The sequence below is a fragment of the Streptomyces sp. NPDC050121 genome (assembly GCF_044460385.1).
Taxonomy (GTDB): Bacteria; Actinomycetota; Actinomycetes; order Streptomycetales; family Streptomycetaceae; genus Streptomyces; species Streptomyces soliscabiei.
The window spans coordinates 154,863-173,117 of record NZ_JBITJV010000006.1 but is presented as its reverse complement, the minus strand read 5'-3'; the positions used below and the strand labels follow the sequence as shown (position 1 = coordinate 173,117).

The following is an 18,255-nucleotide window of genomic DNA, read 5'->3' as shown; positions in this document are numbered from 1 at the left end:
TTGAACGTGTTCAAAACCCTTCGGGTTCTCGGTGTCCGTAGTCCCCGGGCCCTCAGGCCAGATGCGCCTCCAGTGCGGCCCGCACCCCCGACTCCAGCGCGCCCTCGATCCACGACGGCTTGACCGAGGTGTGGTCGCCCGCGAAGTGCAACGGGCCCTCGACCGTGCGGATCGCGGTCAGCAGCTCCGTGTGCTGGCCGGGGAGCAGCACGGACGCCTCCCCGTAGGCGTACGGGTCGCGCAGCCAGCTCTGGGTGCGGCCCGCGCCCGTGTAGAACACCTCGACGCGCTGGCCGTAGACCTGCTGCAGTCCGCGCAGGGCGTGCGGGTAGCGCGCGTCGTCGTCCAGGGAGTCCCAGCGGGAGGCGTCGTCGGCCCAGCTGTAGGAGGCGAGGACGACACCGCCCTCGCTGCCGGCGACCGGATGCGACGGGTTGATCATGAACCGGTTGGAGTTGTCGGAGACCGAGCCCCCGCCCACGATATGCGCCGCCTCGGGCTGATCGCGGGTGGCCCACCGGTTCGCGGCGTAGTGCACCCGCTGCCCCGGCGTGATGTGGCCGGACGGCACCGACGGGTGCACGCCCAGCAGACTCCCGTCGGCCGGCGCCTTCCCCGACCGGTACTCCTCGTACAACCCCGGCCGTACGGCCTTCAGTTCACGCTTCCAGTCGTCCTCGGTGAACTCCCACCAGCGGCGGCTGAACTCCAGCAGCACCTTGGTCGCGCTGTCGTAGTGCAGCTCCGCGACCGCCCGCCGCTTCTTGTACGACATCAGCGGGCTGACCTGCACCTGCCGCAGCCCCGAGAACGGCACCGTGACGATCGCGACGTCGGCGGTGAACTCCTCGCGCACCACCGGGCTGTCGCGCCCCTCGGAGACGGTGTCGATCCACACGTGCGGCCCGTCGGCGTGCACGTGCGAGGTGTTGTCGTTGCCCTGCCGGTCCGGCGCCCAGTACTCGATGTGCGTGGCGCGCCGGTCGAGCCGCAGCACGTCGGCGACCTCCTTCAGTAGCGCGTCCGGGAGGGTGGCCGTACCGCCGACCAGCTCCCAGAACTCGGTGTCGGGGCTGATCAGCGACGCGCTGATGAAGCTGTGGATGAACGACAGCGGCAGTCGCGAGGTGAGGTTCTCCAGCGTGCCGACCAGGTCGATGGTCCGTTCGTCGAGGCCCGCCTCCTCGGTGAGGAACCGGTACATCGACCAGTCCCCGAACCGCTGCACCACCCGCGCCCACCCGCGCACCCGCTCCGGCAGCGGCTTGTCGACCCGCTTGCCGTCGGGGCCGACGGTGCTGAACTCGTTGCGCACGGGGTCCAGCGCCTCGCGCAGGATGGTCCCGGAGGGGGTGTCCCAGAACGCGCGGGGCACGCCGAAGGACCGGTTGATCCTGCGCGGGGACCTCGCGTACTCGGAGCGGCGCATCCGGATGCCGTTGACGTGCAGCCAGGCGTTGTTGACGGGCTTGCCGTCCGCGTCGACGTCCACGAGATAAAACCGGCGCTTCTTGACGCCCAGTTGGTCGATCAGGCTCATCACCAGCGGGTGGCTGCCGGGGAGCCGCATGGCGCCGGCCTCCGCGTACTGCGCCGCGTCGGCGAACGCCTGTGCCGCGTGCTCGTGTCCGCCGGTGCGGAAGGTCTTGATGCGGCCGCCGACCCGGTTGCCGTTGGCCTCCACGAGGGTGACGTGGTGTCCGGCGCGCTTCAGCAGCCAGGCGGACACCAGTCCGGCGGGCCCGGCGCCGATCACGAGCACCTTCTTGGCCGTCTTCGTCCTCGCCCGTGGCAGGCCGCCGTCGAGGACCTTCTTGTAGCGCGGCACGAGCGGCCGGTCGTCCTCGTCGACCACCAGGAGTGCTCGGGCGACCGCCAGGCAGGTCGCCCAGTCGGCGGTGGATTTCGGCGGACAGGCGGGTTGTCGGGGAAGGGCCGTGGCCGGGGCCGCGACGGTGAGCGCGGCGGCGGTCGTGGCCGTGGCCGCGGTGAACCGCCGGCGGGAGAGCGAGCCGGAGTCCGGGGGCGAGGAGTGTGCGGGGTCTGCGGGGTCTGCGGGAGCGGGGTCTACAGATGCACGCGAAGTGTCCATATGCCCTGGATACGGGCCGGATCGGGGGCGGTGGGCCGGTCCGGGGGATCGTCACCTGAACGTGTAAGCGCATCGACTTCCGCTGTGCAACCGGCAGGCGGGCTCAGGGGGTTTACGCCGGGTGCCCGCACTTATCAGGTCAAGCGTCCCGGACTATTGACTCGGAACGGAGTCGGTCGCGATCCTCGTCCCACCATCTTGTGCCGGTCATGACAATCTCATGGGCAGTCGGAACGCCTTCGTCGACCGCGCCTTCCGTCGACCGAGGGACGTGGGCTGTGACCCTGACCGGACGCCCGTACCGCAGACGCCGAGACGTCACCGTCGTTTCCCTGCTCCTCCTCGTGCTCGCCACGGTCCTCGGTCCCACGCCGAGTTCGGCGGCCGGCGCGGACTGGTGGACGCCTACGGCCAGGCCGGCCCCCGACTCCGGGATCAACGTCACGGGCGAGCCGTTCACCGGGACCGACTCCGCCGGGGCGGTGCGCGGGTTCGTCGACGCGCACAACCACCTGTTCTCCAACGAGGCCTTCGGCGGTCGGCTGATCTGCGGCAAGGTGTTCTCCGAGGCGGGCGTCGCCGACGCCCTCAAGGACTGCCCCGAGCACTACCCCGACGGCACGCTCGCGATCTTCGACTACATCACCCACGGCGGCGACGGCAAGCACGACCCGGTCGGCTGGCCGACCTTCAAGGACTGGCCGGCCTACGACTCGATGACCCACCAGGCCAACTACTACGCGTGGGTCGAGCGGGCCTGGCGCGGCGGACAGCGGGTGCTCGTCAACGACCTCGTCACCAACGGCATGATCTGCTCCGTCTACCCGTTCAAGGACCGCAGCTGCGACGAGATGACCTCGATCAGGCTGCAGGCGAAGCTCGCCTACGACCTTCAGGCCTACGTCGACAAGCAGTACGGCGGCACCGGAAAGGGCTGGTTCCGGATCGTCCTCGACAGCGCGCAGGCACGTGAGGTCATCAAGCAGGGCAAGCTCGCCGTCGTCCTGGGCGTCGAGACCTCCGAGCCGTTCGGCTGCAAGCAGATCCTGGACATCGCGCAGTGCAGCAGGTCCGACATCGACAAGGGCCTGGACGAGCTGTACGGGCTGGGCGTACGCAGCATGTTCCTGTGCCACAAGTTCGACAACGCGCTGTGCGGCGTCCGCTTCGACGAGGGCGGCCTCGGAACGGCCATCAACGTCGGGCAGTTCCTGTCGACCGGCACCTTCTGGCAGACCGAGAAGTGCACCGGGCCGCAGCACGACAACCCCATCGGCACCGCGGCCTCCGCGGCGGAGTCGGACCTGCCGGCGGGCACGGAGGTCCCCTCGTACAGCGCGGACGCGCAGTGCAACACCCGGGGGCTCACCTCGCTCGGCGAATACGCGGTGCGCGGCATGATGAAACGCAAGATGATGCTGGAGATCGACCACATGAGCGTCAAGGCCACCGGCCAGGCGCTCGACATCTTCGAGGCCGCGTCCTACCCCGGCGTCCTGTCCTCGCACAGCTGGATGGACCTCAACTGGACCGAGCGGGTCTACTCGCTGGGCGGCTTCGTCGCCCAGTACATGCACGGCTCGCAGGCGTTCGTCGCCGAGGCCAGGCGCACGGACGCGCTGCGCGACAAGTACAAGGTCGGCTACGGCTTCGGCACCGACTTCAACGGCATCGGCGACCACCCCGCCCCGCGCGGCGCGGACGCCGCGAACCAGGTGACATACCCCTTCAAGAGCGTCGACGGCGGCTCCGTCATCGACAGACAGACCGTCGGGCAGCGCACCTTCGACTTCAACACCGACGGCGGCGCCCAGGTCGGCATGATCCCGGACTGGATCGAGGACATCCGGCGCGTCGGCGGCCAGGACGTGGTGAACGACCTCTTCCGGGGCGCCGAGTCCTACCTCCACACCTGGGGCTCGACCGAGCAGCACCAGGCCTCGGTCGATCTCGCCAAGGGGCGGACGGCCACGGCCAGTTCCTCCGAGTCCAACCCGTTCACCAGTTACCAGCCCGGCCGGGCCGTGGACGGCGACGAGGACAGCCGCTGGGCCAGTGACTGGAGCGACGACCAGTGGTGGCAGGTCGACCTGGGCTCCACCAACCTGGTCTCCCGCGTCACCCTCGACTGGGAGCGCGCCTACGGCACGTCGTACCGCATCGAACTCTCCACCGACGGCACGAACTGGACGACCGCCTGGTCCACCACCTCGGGCGACGGCGGCCTGGACACGGCCAGGTTCACCGGCACCCCGGCCCGCTACGTCCGGGTCCACGGCCTGGACCGGGGCACCGACTGGGGATACTCGCTGTACGAAGTGGGCGTCCACAGCGCCTGAGGCACGAAAAGCGGGGCGCCCCCAGCGCGCAAGCGCTGGGGTTTCTACGGTGCCGAGCGATAACCAAGCTGGCATTATCCTGCGCAAACTCATATCGCGGCGGGACACGCCGGAGGGGTGACAGCCCGTGAGGGTTCGAGCGCCCGTGAACCTCAGCCCGCAAGGGCTGGCCTCCCTTGGCTTCAACCAAGGGAGGATGTCAATATTCCTTCGACTCCAAGCAGGCCCTCGTCGAGTCCGTCATCACGACGCTCACCGACCACTCGGTGAGCGTCGTGATGGAGGCGATCCGGCCCAGAAGCATCCTGGAGGAAACGGTCCGGGCCGGCTTCCAGGCGTACTGGGACCATGTCCGGGCGCACCCCGACGAGCACATGCTGACCTACGAACTCACCCAGTACGCCCTGCGCCAGCCCGGGTTCGAGGAGCTGGCACGCCGGCAGTACGAGTCGTACGAGGAGGCGTACGCCGAGCTGATCGAGGAGCTGTGCCGGAGCATGGACCTCCGGCTCGCCGTCCCCGTGCCCGTCCTGGCCCGCTATCTGGCCGCCATGACCGACGGCCTGACCCTCAATTATCTGGTGCTCGGTGACGCGGCCGCCTGGACCGGCATCCTCGACACGGTCACCGCGCACATCGCAGGCCTGGTCAGGGCCTGCTGAAGCCAGGAACCGCAGGTGGCGCGGGCGTGGGATCGGCGTCAGGATGGAAGTGGCGAAGGTCTTTGTGACGGTCTTCTCGCAGGAGGACACAACGTGGACGGCGCCTGGATGTGCGAGAGGTGCGGTGCCGAGGCGCCGCCCGACGCACAGCGCTGCCGCCGCTGCGGCGCATGGCTCCCGGCGTACGCGGAGGACGACCGTCCGCGACCCCGACGCCCCTGGCGGCGGCGGATCCACCTCCGCACGGAGGAGGTGCACCGGCCCATGACCTCCGTTCCGCGCGAGAAGACCCTGTACGAGGAGACGCGGCACGGGGCGACGCGGCACGGGGCGACACAGCACGAGGAGACGCGGCACGGGAGAACGCAGTACGAGCGACCGCGGCACGAGACCGAGCACCGCCCCGTCCCGGCCGGCACCCTGGAGGGCAGCGGCACCGTCTACGGCGTGGCGCGCACGGTGCGCATGCGCACCGAGGTCAGCGGCAGCGACGGTGACGTCGGCACGACGGTCGTGTGCAACTTCCGTCTGGAGATGCGCAATCGAGAGGGCCGTGCGATCGGGCTGGTGCCCGTGGAGATGCGCGGCGACCTGTTCGAGGGCGCCGTCAACGACGGGGACTGGGTGCGGGCGACGGGCCGGGCCAGAAACGGCACGCTGCGGGTCAAACAGCTGCGCAACCTGACCACGGGCGCCGAGGTCTCGGCCCGCAGCACCCCCGCGCTCGTGATCGCCGTGGTGATCCTGCTCTTCGTCGCCTGGCTGGTCTTCATCTTCGCGGTCACCGGGCGCTGACCGCGCCGCCCCCACCGGCGGTGGGCCCCCTACCGCCGGTGCGACAAGGGCACCCGGAGGTCCACCACCCGGAAGTCGCCGCCCCGGGGCTCGACGTACGCCAGCGGGGCGTAGTGGTACGGGACTCCGTGGGGACGGCGCGGCAGCGGCTGCCCCTGGCGGCTGCGCGGCCATTCGACGTCGCCGGTCAGCACCCGGGCCGGGATGAGCCAGTAGTCGCCGCGGCGGTAGTTGCGGGGCTCTCCCTCACCGGGGTGGAACCGGACCTGGACCCCGTCCTCCAGCGGCAGCCATCTCCCCTCCCGGACGGGCAGGCCCATCTCGTCGCCCGCCGGTCCGTCGTCCCGCCCGCGCGTGCCGTGGTCCCAGCGGCGCAGGAACGGGCGGCGCCGCGGCGCCGAACCCACGGTCGCGGGCTGGTCCAGCTCCACCCGGAGCCCGGCGTGGTCGACCTTCGTGACCGTGTACAGCAGGCCGCAGTCCTCGTCGTACCGGTCCGACGCCCCGCGGCACACCGCGGCGTCGTCGAGGAGCTCCACCACGTCGCCCGTGTCCACGCCCAGCTTGTCGTCCCGGCCCAGGGTCTCCAGCTCCACCGAGCTCCCGTCGACGGACAGGACCGGCAGGACCACCGAGCCGTTCTCCCGCGACCACTTGTACGTCGCCCACCCCTCGCTGCCGCCCCGGTGCACCTCCACCCGGTACAGCTGGTTCTCGGGCCCCCGGTACCCGCAGGACGCCGGCGGGCCGACGAGCGAGGCGTCGTCCTCCTCGGGCTGCCCGGTCGCCGCGGAGAGCAGGCCGCGCGGCTCGAAGGCGCCGCGAACCCGGTCCCGGAGGAAGCGCGAGGCGCTGCGCGGGTCCGGCACCGGCGAGTCGCCCTCCACCGGGAGCACGCACACCTGCCAGACCACCCGGCTGCGCGCGGTCGTGTCCGGCCCGGCCGGCCCGAGCGCCACCTCACGGATCCAGGGCGCCTCCCACGCGGTGACCAGGCGCTCCCACACCCGCAGGTACACGAGGAAGGGACCGGACGGCAGCCGGTCGTTGTCGGGGTCGAGGTGGCCGTCGGGCTGCTCCCAGTAGTCGGCGCCGTCGCACTCGCACAGGATGCCGTTGACGTACATGCGGCCCGGGGCCACGGTGAAGGTGTCGCCGTCGACGGCGTCGACGCCGAAGCCGCCGAGGCCGTCGTGGTCGGGCGGGTACGCGGCGGGACCCATGAGGTCGGTGGCCAGCGTGCGCAGATAGTGCAGGAGAATCGCCGTCTGCTCGTTGATGTCGGCGTCGAGCTGGACCCGGCCCTGCTGGGACAGCACGGCCGAGAACCGCCGGGCGGGATCGAAGATGACGCGGGAGAAGTCGCCGTGCATGGAGTGCTTCCTGCCTGGGCCGGGGGCGGACGGTGTCGGGGCGGTCGCTCATGTGACGAAGAACAGCGCCGGGTCGCATCCGGCCGGGGTGTACTCGGCCAGCCGGGTGCGGAGATTGTCCTCCCGCTGCGGCTGGAACAGGTGGTGCAGCGCGCCGGGTTCCGAGCCGTTGTCGCCCCCGCGGCGGATCGCCTCGGCGCAGTCGTCGGCGAGCCGGACATAGTCGCAGGAGCCGTACCGGGTGCCGGCGAAGCGCAGTTCCCGGGCACCGGAGTGGTCGGGTTCGCAGTGGAAGCGCGGCGGCGTCCACCTGGCCTTGGACGGCAGCCAGCAGAACCGTACGGAGCCCTGGTCGCGCCGTTCGATCCGCACCTCGCCGGACAGCAGGCAGTTCTCCAGCAGGTCCACGGCCCGGGCGCGCACGGCGCCGACGACGGTGCTGCGGCGGGCCGTGAGGAGGACGTCGGCGGGGCCGCCGTCGGGGTCGCCGAGCGCCGTCGCCTCGCTGAGCGTCGCGTCCAGCACGCTGTCGTACACCTCCACCCGGCGCGGTTCCCGTGCGCCGTCGCGGGCGGCCACCGTCACCGGGCCGAGGACGCTGTGGCGGATCTCGGTGCGGACCGGGCAGTCGGCGGCGATGTCCAGACTCGGCGCCCCGGGCGCCAGGGGCGTGCCCCGGGACTCCAGCTCCCAGCCCGGCACGAACGTGCAGTGCCGGACGACGAGACGGCCCACTGCGCCGCGCACCCGCACCCCGCCGCCGGTCACCAGCAGCCCGTCGAGGACGAGCGACGTCGCCTCGCCGCGGGACCCGGCCGGGCCGCCGCTGATCGTCAGCGTGCGGCCTTCGCCGTGCCGCCCGGTCAGCCGGACGACCGGGCGGACGCCGTCCGCGGCGCGCACGGTGAGCCGGTCCCCCGGGTCGAGGCGGATGTCGGTCAGATCCTCGTACACCTCGTTGGCGGTGATCTCCACGATCGCCTCCGCCTTGAGCTCGTGCGCCCGCTTCTCCGCCCGCCAGCGGCCGATCGCGTCGGCGATGCTGTGGTGGGCCTCGTCGGGACCCACCCGGTAGCGGTCCTCGACGCCGTCCGTCGCGGGCTCGGGGCGGGGGTACTCGCCGCCGCCGAGGTCTCCGGAGAACGCGTGGTGGTACGTCACCCGTACGCCGTGCGCGGGGGCGGTGCCCGGCGGGAGCATCAGCCGGCCGAGGACCGGGTCGACGGCGACCTCCTCGCCGGCGGGGCGATGGCGCCAGTGGGAGAGGTCCGCGACGACGATCCGGTCCAGACCCACCACGTCCGCCCGCTCGTCGGGCCCGGTCCACACGCACAGGCTCTTGCCCGGCCCGTAGTAGTCGTACAGCCGGTCCGTCAGGGCCCTGCGGCCGATGGGCTCCGGGACGTTCGACTCGTCCGCGATGTGGAAGCTCGACGGCTCGGGCACCGGCGCGGTGAACAGCGGCGTGTCGACGGCGAGCACGTTGAACGTGTAGCAGGCCCGCTCTCGGTCCAGACAGTACGCGGGGGCCCGGGTCACCGGGTAAGTGCGCAGCCGCCACAGGTGCAGGCCGACGGACTGGACGCCGTACCGGCCGGCCCGGCGGGCCGAGCCCGCGCGCGGCACCTCCACGGTGCGGGCCAGGGTGTCGAACGGCCCGCCCAGCCGGTCCAGCGCCCCCGCGTCCCGTACGTCGACCAGGGCGCCCCGCGCCAGTCTGCGGTCCGCGTCGGCGCCGTCGGAGGCGTAGCGGCGCACGGGCTGGGTGACGCAGAGCAGCCGCCGGTACTCCACCACCCGGGCGGGCCACCCGGCCACCGCCGACGCGAGGTCCTCCAGCAGCGCCAGGGTGCCCTTGCGGCGCCGGTTGACGACGGTGTCGGCGACGTCCCGGCGGGCCACGGCGGCGGCCGGCAGGCCGCTCGCCCGGAGGGAGTCGTCGGACAGGGCGGCGGCGATCTGGGGCAGGATCTCGTAGCCGACGAGGTCACCGAGGTAGGGCGTCACCCAGTCCTCACAGGTCTCGATGAACCAGTTGTCGTACAGGCGCTCGATGTCCTCCTGGACGACCGTCACCTGTTCGGCGACGATCGTCAGCAGCGCCCGCAGCGGGCCGCCCTGCTCCGCGTCGCGTCCGCGCACCACGGCCGGCAGCAGCGCGTACAGCTCGTCCGGGGTCATGGAATCCTCCGCAGGATCAAGGAGCCGGGCACGGCCGGGTCCAGCAGCACCAGTTGGGCGGGACGCAGCACCAGCCGCGGCGGGGCCGTAGGAGCGGGCGCGGCCGGGGAGCTCCCACGGGGGAGCAGGACCGTGGGGGCCTGCGACGCGTCGACGACGTCGCCCGGGTTCGTCGGCGTGCCGCCCGCGCCGGCGCCGGACGGCGAGCGCTCGCGCACCGCGCGCGGGCCGGCCGGCAGGGCCGGGACGAAGGCGGCGACCGTGGGGTGCTGCGCGAACCGGACGACGTCCGCCGGGTCGGAGCCCTCCGGAAACCCTCCGAAGGCGTCCAGGTCCACGAAGTCCACGCCGGGCACCGCCTGCGCGGTGGCCACGACCGCGCTGTCGTACACGGGATGACCCAGAGACGCCCCGCCGGAGCCCAGCCGGGCGACCAGCGCCTCACGCACCCGCTGCTCGACCTTCTCCGGGAGATGGCCGGCGGCCGTACGGACGCCGAGCACCACCACCAGCCGGACCCGTTCGCAGGGCTCCACCCGCACCGGCAGCGCCGGGTCGCCGTACCGGCGCAGCGCCGAGCGCAAGGCGCTCAGCAGCGGGGAGGAGGCGTCCAGCGGGGCGTCGTCCGCGGCGACGACGGTGACGTGCACGACGGGCCGGCCGTCGTCCACGCAGCGGTGGGCCACGGCCTGACCCACCCCCGCGAAGGCACGGGCAAAGGACTGATGGTCGAGCGTCGAGACCAGACGGTCGAATGCGGCGAGCCGCAACGGGATCGCCTGCCGCATCCGCGCCCGGCCGTCGGCGTCCGCCCCGCCCGTCGTTGGCAGCGGGTTGGTGACCGCGCTGACCCCGAACGGCCTGCTCACCAGCTGGTTGATCCGCCCGGCGGCGACATTGCCCGCGCGGCCGCCGCCGACGCGGTAGCGGGCGGTGACGTTCTCCGTGCCGGTCGGCGGACGCGCGCCGTGCCGGCCGTCGCCGAACTCCACCGCCGCCCTGCCGTCGGGGCCCGCGCGCAGCCGGAACACCTGGTCGGCCGGCCCCTCCTCGCCCAGGTCCGCGGTCCGCCGCCACGCCACGTCGTCGACCCGGACGGTGAGGTCCTCCTCCCCGCCGTCGGCGTTCACCGACGGCAGCCACACCAGCGGGCCGCGCCGCAGCGGGAACACCTGCCCCGCCCGGCCGGCGTCCCCGCTGCCGAGCACCTCGGTGACGGTCTCGCCCGCGGTCGCCGTGACGACGTTGCCGTGCACGACGACGTTGTCGCGCCGGTAGCGGTGCGCGAGCGGCGAGGTCAGCAGCAGCGTCGTGCGGACCCGGTCGTCGAACGAGGTCCCGTCGAAGGCATGGCGTACGCCCGCCAGGACGGCGAGCTCCGCGCCCGCCACCCCCGGCCCGCCGTCGGGCACCACGTCCGTGCGCTGCCCCGAGACGACGATCGGCCTGCCGGGGGTCAGCCCCTCGAACATGCCGTCCAGGGCGATGGCGTGGCCCGACACGTCCGTGGGGTCGGGCGGGGCGGCCAGGACGAGCGGCTCGCCCGCCGCCCACACGGTGGTGGCCCGTCGCACGGTCATGTCCTCGCAGTCCTCGGTCCACGGCTCGGCCAGCGCCAGCCGCGTCACCCGTACGGCGTCCACGTCGTTGGCGACGGACAACTGGCCGACCTCGACGACCCGGATGACCCGGGTGCGCGACCGGCCCGCCACCCGCACCGCGATCCAGCTGCCCGGCTGGATCTCCTCGTGCACCGCGTCCAGGAGCAGAACGTCGTGCGGCAGCGGGCCGCCGCCCTCCGCCGGCGGCGGCGCCCCCCGCAACAGCCGCTGGACACGGGCGTCGTCCGGGATCGAGGCGCCCAGCGGCGCGGCCGTGACCCGGAAGCGGTACACGCCCGGCGCGGTGACCGGGGGCGCGACCGTGGACAGCGCCTGGTAGAAGGACGCGCCGACGCCGGGCCGGTGCTCCGCGAGCAGGCGGGGCAACGCGTCGGATCCGGCGCCCAGGGCGTCGGCGACCGCGGGCGGTGTCGGGCGCGGCGGCGCACCCCGGCCCGCGCCGCCGCCCGCACCCCGGTCCGCACCTTGGCCGAGCGCGTCCAGCAGCGGGTCCACCGCGTGCTGCACCCGCCCCGCCGGGTCGGCGAGGTCCCGCAGCAGCGCCCGGCCCGCCGCCGCGGCGGCCCGCTCCGGCTCCTCCTTCAGACGGCGCACGGCGTCCTGTACGGTCTCCAGCCGAGCGGCGGCCCGCTCGGCCAGCCTGTCGGCGTCCAGGTCGCCGCCGACACCGGCGAGACGTTCCTTCAGCCGCCGCAGCCTGCGGTCGAGGCGGGCCGCGAAGATGTCCGGGTCCCGCAGCTCCTCGGCACGCTGCCGCACGTCGCGCAGCAACGTCAGCAGCTCCTCGAACGGGCCCTCGGCGCGCGCCCGGCGCGCCGCGTCCTCCATGTCCTCCCGCAGCGCGTCCACCGCGTGGTCCAGCTGCCGGGGCGGGTCCGGCACCCGAAGCACCACGGTGGTCCGCCCCCGCGCCGGATCGGGTTGCGCGCCCTCCACCACCCGCGTGAGGTTCAGCCGGGCGTCGGGGTAGGCGAACAGCAGCCGGTCACCGGGGCGCAGGGCGGCCTGGACCCCTTCGACGTCGAGGGACGGGACACGGGTCGCGACGGCGGGCGTGAGGGCGGGCGGCCAGGTGGCGCGCACCGGCAGCCGGTTCCACTCCGCCCGCGCGGTGAGGTCCTCGGCGGTCTCGAAGACCACCGGAAGCGCTCCGGGCTCGGGCTCGCTCTTCACCTGCGACCCGGCCGGCACGACACACGACGCGCCCGGATCCAGCGTGTAGGCGAGTTGGGCGGCGGCCGCGAGCGCCGGGCGCGGCCGGTGCCCGACCAGCCGCCCGAGCCGCACCAGCGACTCGTGCTCCGCCGCGGTGCGCAGGAACCCCTCGTCGGCGATCCGCTCCTGATAGAAGGTCAGCACGTCGGCGACGACGGCCCACGCGTCGAGCAGGGCGATCGACGGGTCGTCCGGCTCCCGCGTCGTCAGCGCCTCCAGGGGTGCGGGGTCGTCGCCGGTGACGGCCAGCCGGGCCAGCATCGCGTCGAGGAACTGCCGGTGGACGCCCACCCGGTAGGACAGCGCGGGCAGCCCGGGACGGTTCCACACCGGCGCCGGACCCGGTCGGCCGGCGGAGCAGTCGGTCATCGTCCACCTCGCAGTCGCAGGGTCAGCCACCCGTTCTCCTGACGGCCGACGTCGCCGTCGAGCCGGGGAACCTCCAGCGGACGCATCCGCAGCTCCCCCGACGGCGGCACGTCCGGCCCCTCCCGCTCCCCGCCGAGGCCGTGGATCCGGCGCAGCCGGGTGACCTCGGCATGCCGCACCCCGGGCACGCCCATGCACAGCGCGACCAGGGCACTGGACCGCACCGGGGTGCCGAAGGTCAGCTCCGCCGGGTCGAAGAAGCCCGGCTCGCCCCCGCCCCGGCGGCCCGGCAGGAAACGGCGCAGCAGCGCCTCGCGCACATCGGCGGTGACGTAGTGCGGGTCGACGAGCACGTCCAGGCCCACCTGGAGCGGCACCAGCAGCGCGGGCCGGGTGACGACGTCGTGCCCGATGCGCCGGTAGCGGTGCAGCCACGCCCGCACCTCCTCCAGCAGCGCCGCCGACGGCACGGCGGCGCCGGCCGGGTCGAGGGCCACCTCGGCCTCGTACCAGCTGCCGTTCCAGCGCAGCGAGGCGGCGGCGCGCTGCACGTCGGGACGGCCCGTGGCGAGGGTCGCGTAGTCCTCGGCGGTGACCGCGCGCAGCAGCGTGCGGAAGGGGGCGCGCGGGGCGGCCAGCCGCACCTGGGACAGGGGCTCCGGATCGGTGCCGCCGGTCACTGGCACCGGGTTGCGCACGCGTGTGACGCCCGCCAGGAGCGCGGGCCCGCGGTGGGCGATGCGGTTGACGGCCTCGCTGCCCGCGTTGCCCGACCGGCCGTTGCCCACCCGGTAGAAGGCGTACATCACGGCCCCCGGGCGCGGGGCCCGGCCGCACCGGTCGTCGCCGAAGCGCAGGGCGAGGACCCCGTCGTCGTCGCTCTCGGCCACCAGGTGCCGGTCACGGGGGCCGCTCGACAGCAGGTCCCGGCGCGGGGTCCAGACCGGGCCGTTCCCCGGACGCTCCTGGAGGTACAGCGCGGGCAGCGCCTCGCGGGGATCGGGGCGCAGGGCGCTGCTCGCCGGGCCGTGCAGGGCCGGGTCGGCCGGGTCCAGCCCGGCCGCGGCCCGCTCGCCCCAGGTCTGCGCGAGCTCCCAGCGCGCGTCGGCCGCCTCGAGCACATACCCGGCCCGGGCGCGCAGCGCGAGCGTCTCCAGGCGGCGCAGCCTGGGCTCGAAGAACTCGTCGAACAGGGAGAGGAAACGGGCGGCCGTGCCGCGGCGGTCGGCGTCGTCGGAGAGCCCGGCGAAGTCGTCGAGGAACGACGCCCCGAACAGGGCGGTCAGCAGCTCACGGCTCTCCGGGTGGAGCTCGGACACCCCGTGGTGCAGATCCCGCAGACCCTCCCGTGCCCGGGTCGCGAGGCTCCCCAGCCGCCGTGCCTGCGCCGCGGCCAGATCGGCCGGGAGGGGGTACGGCGGGGACCAGGTGACGGGCCCGCCGCGCAGCGTCACCGGCCGGGACCGGACCGGCGAGACACCCCCACCCGCGGCCGCCGCCCCTGGCACCTGGACGATCTCACCGGCCTTGTCACCGGCCTTGTCACCGGCGTGGTCGGCGCCCATGTTCCCGGCCTCGTCGTAGGGGAGCCAGTCGATGCCGAGACCGTGCTCGACGAGCAGGGCGTTGCCGCGGGCCACGACGGTGGCGCCCGGACACCCGCCGGGCTCCTCCGGGTTGCGCACGCACAGCGGGAAGGCGAGGGCGTCCTCGGCGGCCCAGGCGATCTTCACCACCGCCCTGCCGGTGTTCGCGTCGACGTCCCGCACCGCGCGGGTGAGCCGCACGGCCTGCCGGTGAGCGGGATCGGGCGCGCTGTCGCCGGGTCCCCGCGTCTCCTCCAGGACGAGCAGGTCGCCGCTCCTCAGCTCCAGCACCCGGTGCCTGCCGTCGCCGTCGAGGAGGGCGGCCCGGGTGCTCCCGACGGGCAGCGCGAACTCGTCCTTCCCCCAGGCCCACAGCGGTACGCCGTTGTGCGCGGGAAGCAGCCGGATCCGGCGCCGCTCCAGCGGCTGGTAGGCCGGATACCGGGACGAGACGAGGGCTTCCTGCGAGATCACCGGGCTGCGCGGCCGGTCCGCCCGCTGCGGGTACTCGTCCTCGGACTGCGCCGTGAACGCCAGATCGTGGGTGTCCACGGTCAGTTCCGTGGCCGTCTCCACACAGACGACGGTGCGGGCCGCGCAGCCGTCGTGCATCGGGTAGCCGACCAGCCGCGCATGGCGCCGCACCGAGGTGCGCAGCCGCGCGGTGTCCAGGTACGCCTCGGTGGCCACGGCGTCCTGCTGGTAGCTGAGCCGGTCCCCGACATGGGCCAGCAGCTCCACCAAAGTGATCCAGAGGTCGGGGGCGTGCCGTTCGGTCCACTGCGGCAGGGTGAGCGAGAGCCGCTCCAGGAGCAGCCGGCGGAAACTGGCGTAGTCCTTGGCCAGGTAGTCGATCGCCGGGGCGGGGCCGACGGGCGGCCCGGCCGGCTCAGCGGCCCTCGGGGTGGGGCGCGGGGGGTGGCCGGCGGTCGGGTGGAAGGTGAAGTCCGCGTGGTCGTGGCCGCCGTGGAAGCCCCGCCCCAGCACCCGCAGCCGGTACGTGGAGTCGTCGCCCGGCCGGTCCAGGGTCAGCCGCAGCCGACTCTCCCCGCCGTACTCGCGCTCCGGCCCGGAGTCGCGGCGGACCCGCAGGACGCGGACGCCGACGACCCGTCGTCCGCCCTCGACGACGAACCGGGTGCGGTCCACGCCCGGCGGGAGCACCCCGACGAAGGTGACGGTCAGCGTGCGCCGGTCCGGCTCCGCCCGCACCTCCCGGATACCGGCCGGCCCGTCCGCGCTCAGGCCCTCGTAGGACCCGTTCAGCACCGTCATGAGGGGGTTCCCCCGCCCGTGACCGTGGCGGTGAGGCTCTCGCCCGTCGCCGTCAGGACGTACGCCACATGCACCCGCAGCGTCGCCTCCTGCGACGTCACCGTGACGGACTCCACCGTGAGCACATCGCCCAGCCAGCGCTGCAGAGCCGCCTGGGCGGTCATCTCCAGGGTCGCGGCGAGCTCGGGACTGTTCCCGGCGAAGACCAGGTCGAGGAGGTTGCAGCCGAAGTCGGGCCGGTTCACCCGTTCCCCGGGACCGGTGAAGAGGACCAGCTCCACCATGTCCCGGACATGACCGGCGTGGTCGACGCGCGCCGTGCGGCCCCGGGCGTCGACCCGGTAGGGGAAGTCGATGTCCATCGCGCTCACATCCCCTGCACCCGGAACTGCATGGCCAGGACCGTCGGCGGGTTGGGCGGCGGTGTGCCCACGCCGATCGCCGGGGCGACCCCGACCGGCGTCGGCTGCAGCAGGACGGGCAGCCCGTTCACGAACACCCGGGTGGAGGGCTGCAGCCAGGTGATGCTCACGCACGGCGGCGCCCCCACGGTGACGGCGGGGAAGCTGCACCCGGCCACCAGGAACTGGTCGGCGCTGGTCAGCACGGGCTGCGGCCCCACCAGGACACGCTGCTGGACGGGCGCGGGGACGGTCACGAGGCCGGGCGGGTGGGCGCACATCATCAGCGCGCCGTAGTGGAGCAGCAGTCCGGGCATGGTCTCCTCACAGCACCGTCAACGCACCGTTGTTGACGATGACCTGGGGTCCGACGAGTTGGATGGTGGCGAGTCCGGGACCGCAGGAGATCTCGATCGACGTCTCGTTGATCCTGATGAACGGCCCGTTCTCACCGTGCAGTTGCAACTTGATCCCGCCGGTGGGCCCCGGCAGGTCGCTGAGCACGAGGGCGTTCTGGGTGGGCGTGGCCAGCACGATCTGCGGCACGCCCGGCGGGGTGGACCGGGCGGCCGACGGCACGTCCCCCGAACCGCCCCGCCGGAACCCGGCCCACACCGCCCGCTCGGGGTCCCCGTCCAGGAACTGCACCCACACCCCGGAGTCCGGCGGCGGCACCACGTACATCCCGCAGTCCGAACCGGCCAGCGGGGTGACCGGCACCGCCCACACCGGGGTCTCGTCGCCCAGCACCTCGGGCACCCGGACCAGGAGCCGGCCGACACCGGTCGGATCGACGGCGGAGACGACGACCCCCTCGTACATCCCGTGCCACTGGTTCACCTGTGCCGCCGACCCCGTTGCCGTCTGCGCCGTCATCCGTCCTGCCGTCTGTGCTGTCGTCATGCGGTCACCGCCTGGGTGTCGGCGCCGAGCCCGTCGCGGACCAGCGTGAAGTGCTGCCTGTACGTGTCGCGGGTGAGGTCGTGGGTCACGGCGGCCACGAAGTACCGCCCGTCGTACGCCCGTCCCGCCCCGCGCACGCCCACCAGAGCGTGGGCGCCGAGAACATGGCCGTAGCGCAGCACGTCGACGGTGCCGCGGCCGGTGACGGCGTCGACGGCGACCTCGCGGCCGAGCCCCGCCAGCAGGGTCCGGGTCAGCGAGCGGCCGGTCTGCCCGGTGAGCGCCCCCGTGCGCAGCGCCTCGGCCGGGCTCGACGACAGGCTCTTGCGCAGGATGCCGGGCTCGGGCGCGGCGGCCTCGGAGGCGGACGTCGACGGCGGCTCCAGCCGGTCGGTGCTGTAGCCGGACGGGGCCAGCCCGTCGAAGGAGAAGGTGAGTTCCTCCACGTTGTCGGCCGCGCCGCAGCCCGTGGTGAGGGCCGGCTGAAGGGCTCCGTCGCGGTTCTGCGGCCCCCAGTAGGCGGTGCTGACGCCCGGCGCGGGCCCCGGTTCGAGATGGAAGACGTGCCCCACGTCCGCGGCCATCGCCCGCAGATACGCCAGATCGGTCGCCGACTGCACCGGAATGTCGATCACCGGGTTCGGCTGGTCGGTGAGGACCGGGGCCACGGCCCGCGGCACGACGCCGTACTGCGCGTACCCCGCGCAGACCGCCATCGCCCGCAGTTGCGGCGGCAGCCCCGGGTAGGCGCGCCGGACGTGCGTCAGGTCCATCAGCACCGTCAGGTCCTCCCCGGTGACCACGAGGAACGAGGACCCCGGAGCCCGGCCCGCGTGCAGCTCCTGATGGGTCACCACCCCGTCCATCAGCACATGACACCGGCCCGTGAGGACCACGGCGACCACCACCCGCTTCCTCGCGTACAGCGCCCCGCCCGGCAGCACCGCCCCGGCCAGCGGGGAGCGGGCACTGACGGCGAACGTCAGCTGAAAGCCGTTGGTCCGGCCGCTCGCCGAGGTGATCCGCACCCCGTGCAGGGCGTCGATCATCGCCGCCGGGGCCGGAGCGGGCACGGTGTCCCCGACGAGCAGCAGCAGGTGCAGCTGGTGCGTCATCACACGACCGGCCCGCCGCCGGGCGCCGCCGACGCCTCGGCCGGCAGGGTGATCCGCAGCCGCCGGCCGGGTCTGGCCGTCAACTCGTCCGGACACATGGCCCGGTTGGCGTCGGCGATCCGCCACGACTGCTCGGGATCGCCGTACCGTCGCGCCGCGATCCGGTCGAGCCGCTCGCCGGCCGCGACCACATGCTCGCCGACAACCATCAACTCCTCGGGCTGCGGCAGGAAACGCCGGCGCAGGTGAGTCACGGTCCTGCCGTCCGCGAGGGTGCGCGTCGTCGTGGGGACCGCGTGGTACCTGCTGCTGGGCTCGAACATGGCT

General features: G+C 73.7%; 13 protein-coding genes. 3 read left to right on the top strand and 10 right to left on the bottom strand.

What is annotated here, in order from left to right:
- Positions 1–52 precede the first annotated feature (52 nt).
- On the bottom strand, positions 53–2,092 hold the full coding sequence (locus ACIBTS_RS11930; RefSeq protein WP_399318668.1) for a flavin monoamine oxidase family protein: 2,040 nt from the start codon (positions 2,090–2,092) through the stop codon (positions 53–55).
- A 278-nt stretch (positions 2,093–2,370) separates the two neighbouring features.
- On the opposite strand from ACIBTS_RS11930, the gene ACIBTS_RS11925 reads away from it, so the two are divergent.
- From ACIBTS_RS11925 to ACIBTS_RS11915, 3 genes are all read left to right on the top strand, one after another.
- Positions 2,371–4,431 carry a discoidin domain-containing protein gene (locus tag ACIBTS_RS11925; protein WP_399318666.1) on the top strand — a complete coding sequence of 687 codons (2,061 nt, stop codon included), beginning with the start codon at positions 2,371–2,373 and terminating at the stop codon, positions 4,429–4,431.
- 176 nt (positions 4,432–4,607) lie between these two features.
- Positions 4,608–5,093, top strand: coding sequence for a TetR/AcrR family transcriptional regulator (locus ACIBTS_RS11920; RefSeq protein WP_399318664.1), 486 nt, complete (start codon positions 4,608–4,610; stop codon positions 5,091–5,093).
- Positions 5,094–5,357: 264 nt separating this feature from the next.
- Complete coding sequence (locus ACIBTS_RS11915) at positions 5,358–5,888, top strand: hypothetical protein (protein ID WP_399318663.1); 531 nt, start codon at positions 5,358–5,360, stop codon at positions 5,886–5,888.
- Positions 5,889–5,917: 29 nt separating this feature from the next.
- Here ACIBTS_RS11915 and ACIBTS_RS11910 read toward each other — a convergent pair whose 3' ends face one another.
- The 9 genes from ACIBTS_RS11910 to ACIBTS_RS11870 are packed head-to-tail and all read right to left on the bottom strand — an operon-like array spanning position 5,918 to position 18,251.
- Positions 5,918–7,261: a DUF6519 domain-containing protein gene (locus ACIBTS_RS11910; protein ID WP_399318661.1), complete on the bottom strand. Its 1,344-nt coding sequence runs from the start codon at positions 7,259–7,261 to the stop codon at positions 5,918–5,920.
- Between the two features lie 48 nt (positions 7,262–7,309).
- Positions 7,310–9,442, bottom strand: coding sequence for a hypothetical protein (locus ACIBTS_RS11905; RefSeq protein ID WP_399318660.1), 2,133 nt, complete (start codon positions 9,440–9,442; stop codon positions 7,310–7,312).
- Positions 9,439–12,648, bottom strand: coding sequence for a putative baseplate assembly protein (locus ACIBTS_RS11900; protein ID WP_399318658.1), 3,210 nt, complete (start codon positions 12,646–12,648; stop codon positions 9,439–9,441). Before ACIBTS_RS11900 ends, ACIBTS_RS11905 begins: the two co-directional genes overlap by 4 nt.
- On the bottom strand, positions 12,645–15,509 hold the full coding sequence (locus tag ACIBTS_RS11895; protein ID WP_399318656.1) for a putative baseplate assembly protein: 2,865 nt from the start codon (positions 15,507–15,509) through the stop codon (positions 12,645–12,647). The genes ACIBTS_RS11900 and ACIBTS_RS11895 overlap by 4 nt, the downstream gene beginning before the upstream one ends.
- On the bottom strand, positions 15,506–15,871 hold the full coding sequence (locus ACIBTS_RS11890; RefSeq protein WP_399318878.1) for a GPW/gp25 family protein: 366 nt from the start codon (positions 15,869–15,871) through the stop codon (positions 15,506–15,508). The genes ACIBTS_RS11895 and ACIBTS_RS11890 overlap by 4 nt, the downstream gene beginning before the upstream one ends.
- 5 nt (positions 15,872–15,876) lie before the next feature.
- Positions 15,877–16,227 (bottom strand): hypothetical protein, encoded by a 351-nt coding sequence (locus tag ACIBTS_RS11885; RefSeq protein WP_079663845.1) that lies wholly within the window; start codon positions 16,225–16,227, stop codon positions 15,877–15,879.
- Positions 16,228–16,234: 7 nt separating this feature from the next.
- Entirely contained in the window at positions 16,235–16,813 is a 579-nt protein-coding gene (locus tag ACIBTS_RS11880) for a phage baseplate assembly protein V (RefSeq protein WP_399318654.1), read from the bottom strand.
- Positions 16,810–17,928: a hypothetical protein gene (locus tag ACIBTS_RS11875; RefSeq protein WP_399318653.1), complete on the bottom strand. Its 1,119-nt coding sequence runs from the start codon at positions 17,926–17,928 to the stop codon at positions 16,810–16,812. Before ACIBTS_RS11875 ends, ACIBTS_RS11880 begins: the two co-directional genes overlap by 4 nt.
- Positions 17,928–18,251 (bottom strand): LysM domain-containing protein, encoded by a 324-nt coding sequence (locus ACIBTS_RS11870; protein WP_399318651.1) that lies wholly within the window; start codon positions 18,249–18,251, stop codon positions 17,928–17,930. Before ACIBTS_RS11870 ends, ACIBTS_RS11875 begins: the two co-directional genes overlap by 1 nt.
- Between the last annotated feature and the right edge of the window lie 4 nt (positions 18,252–18,255).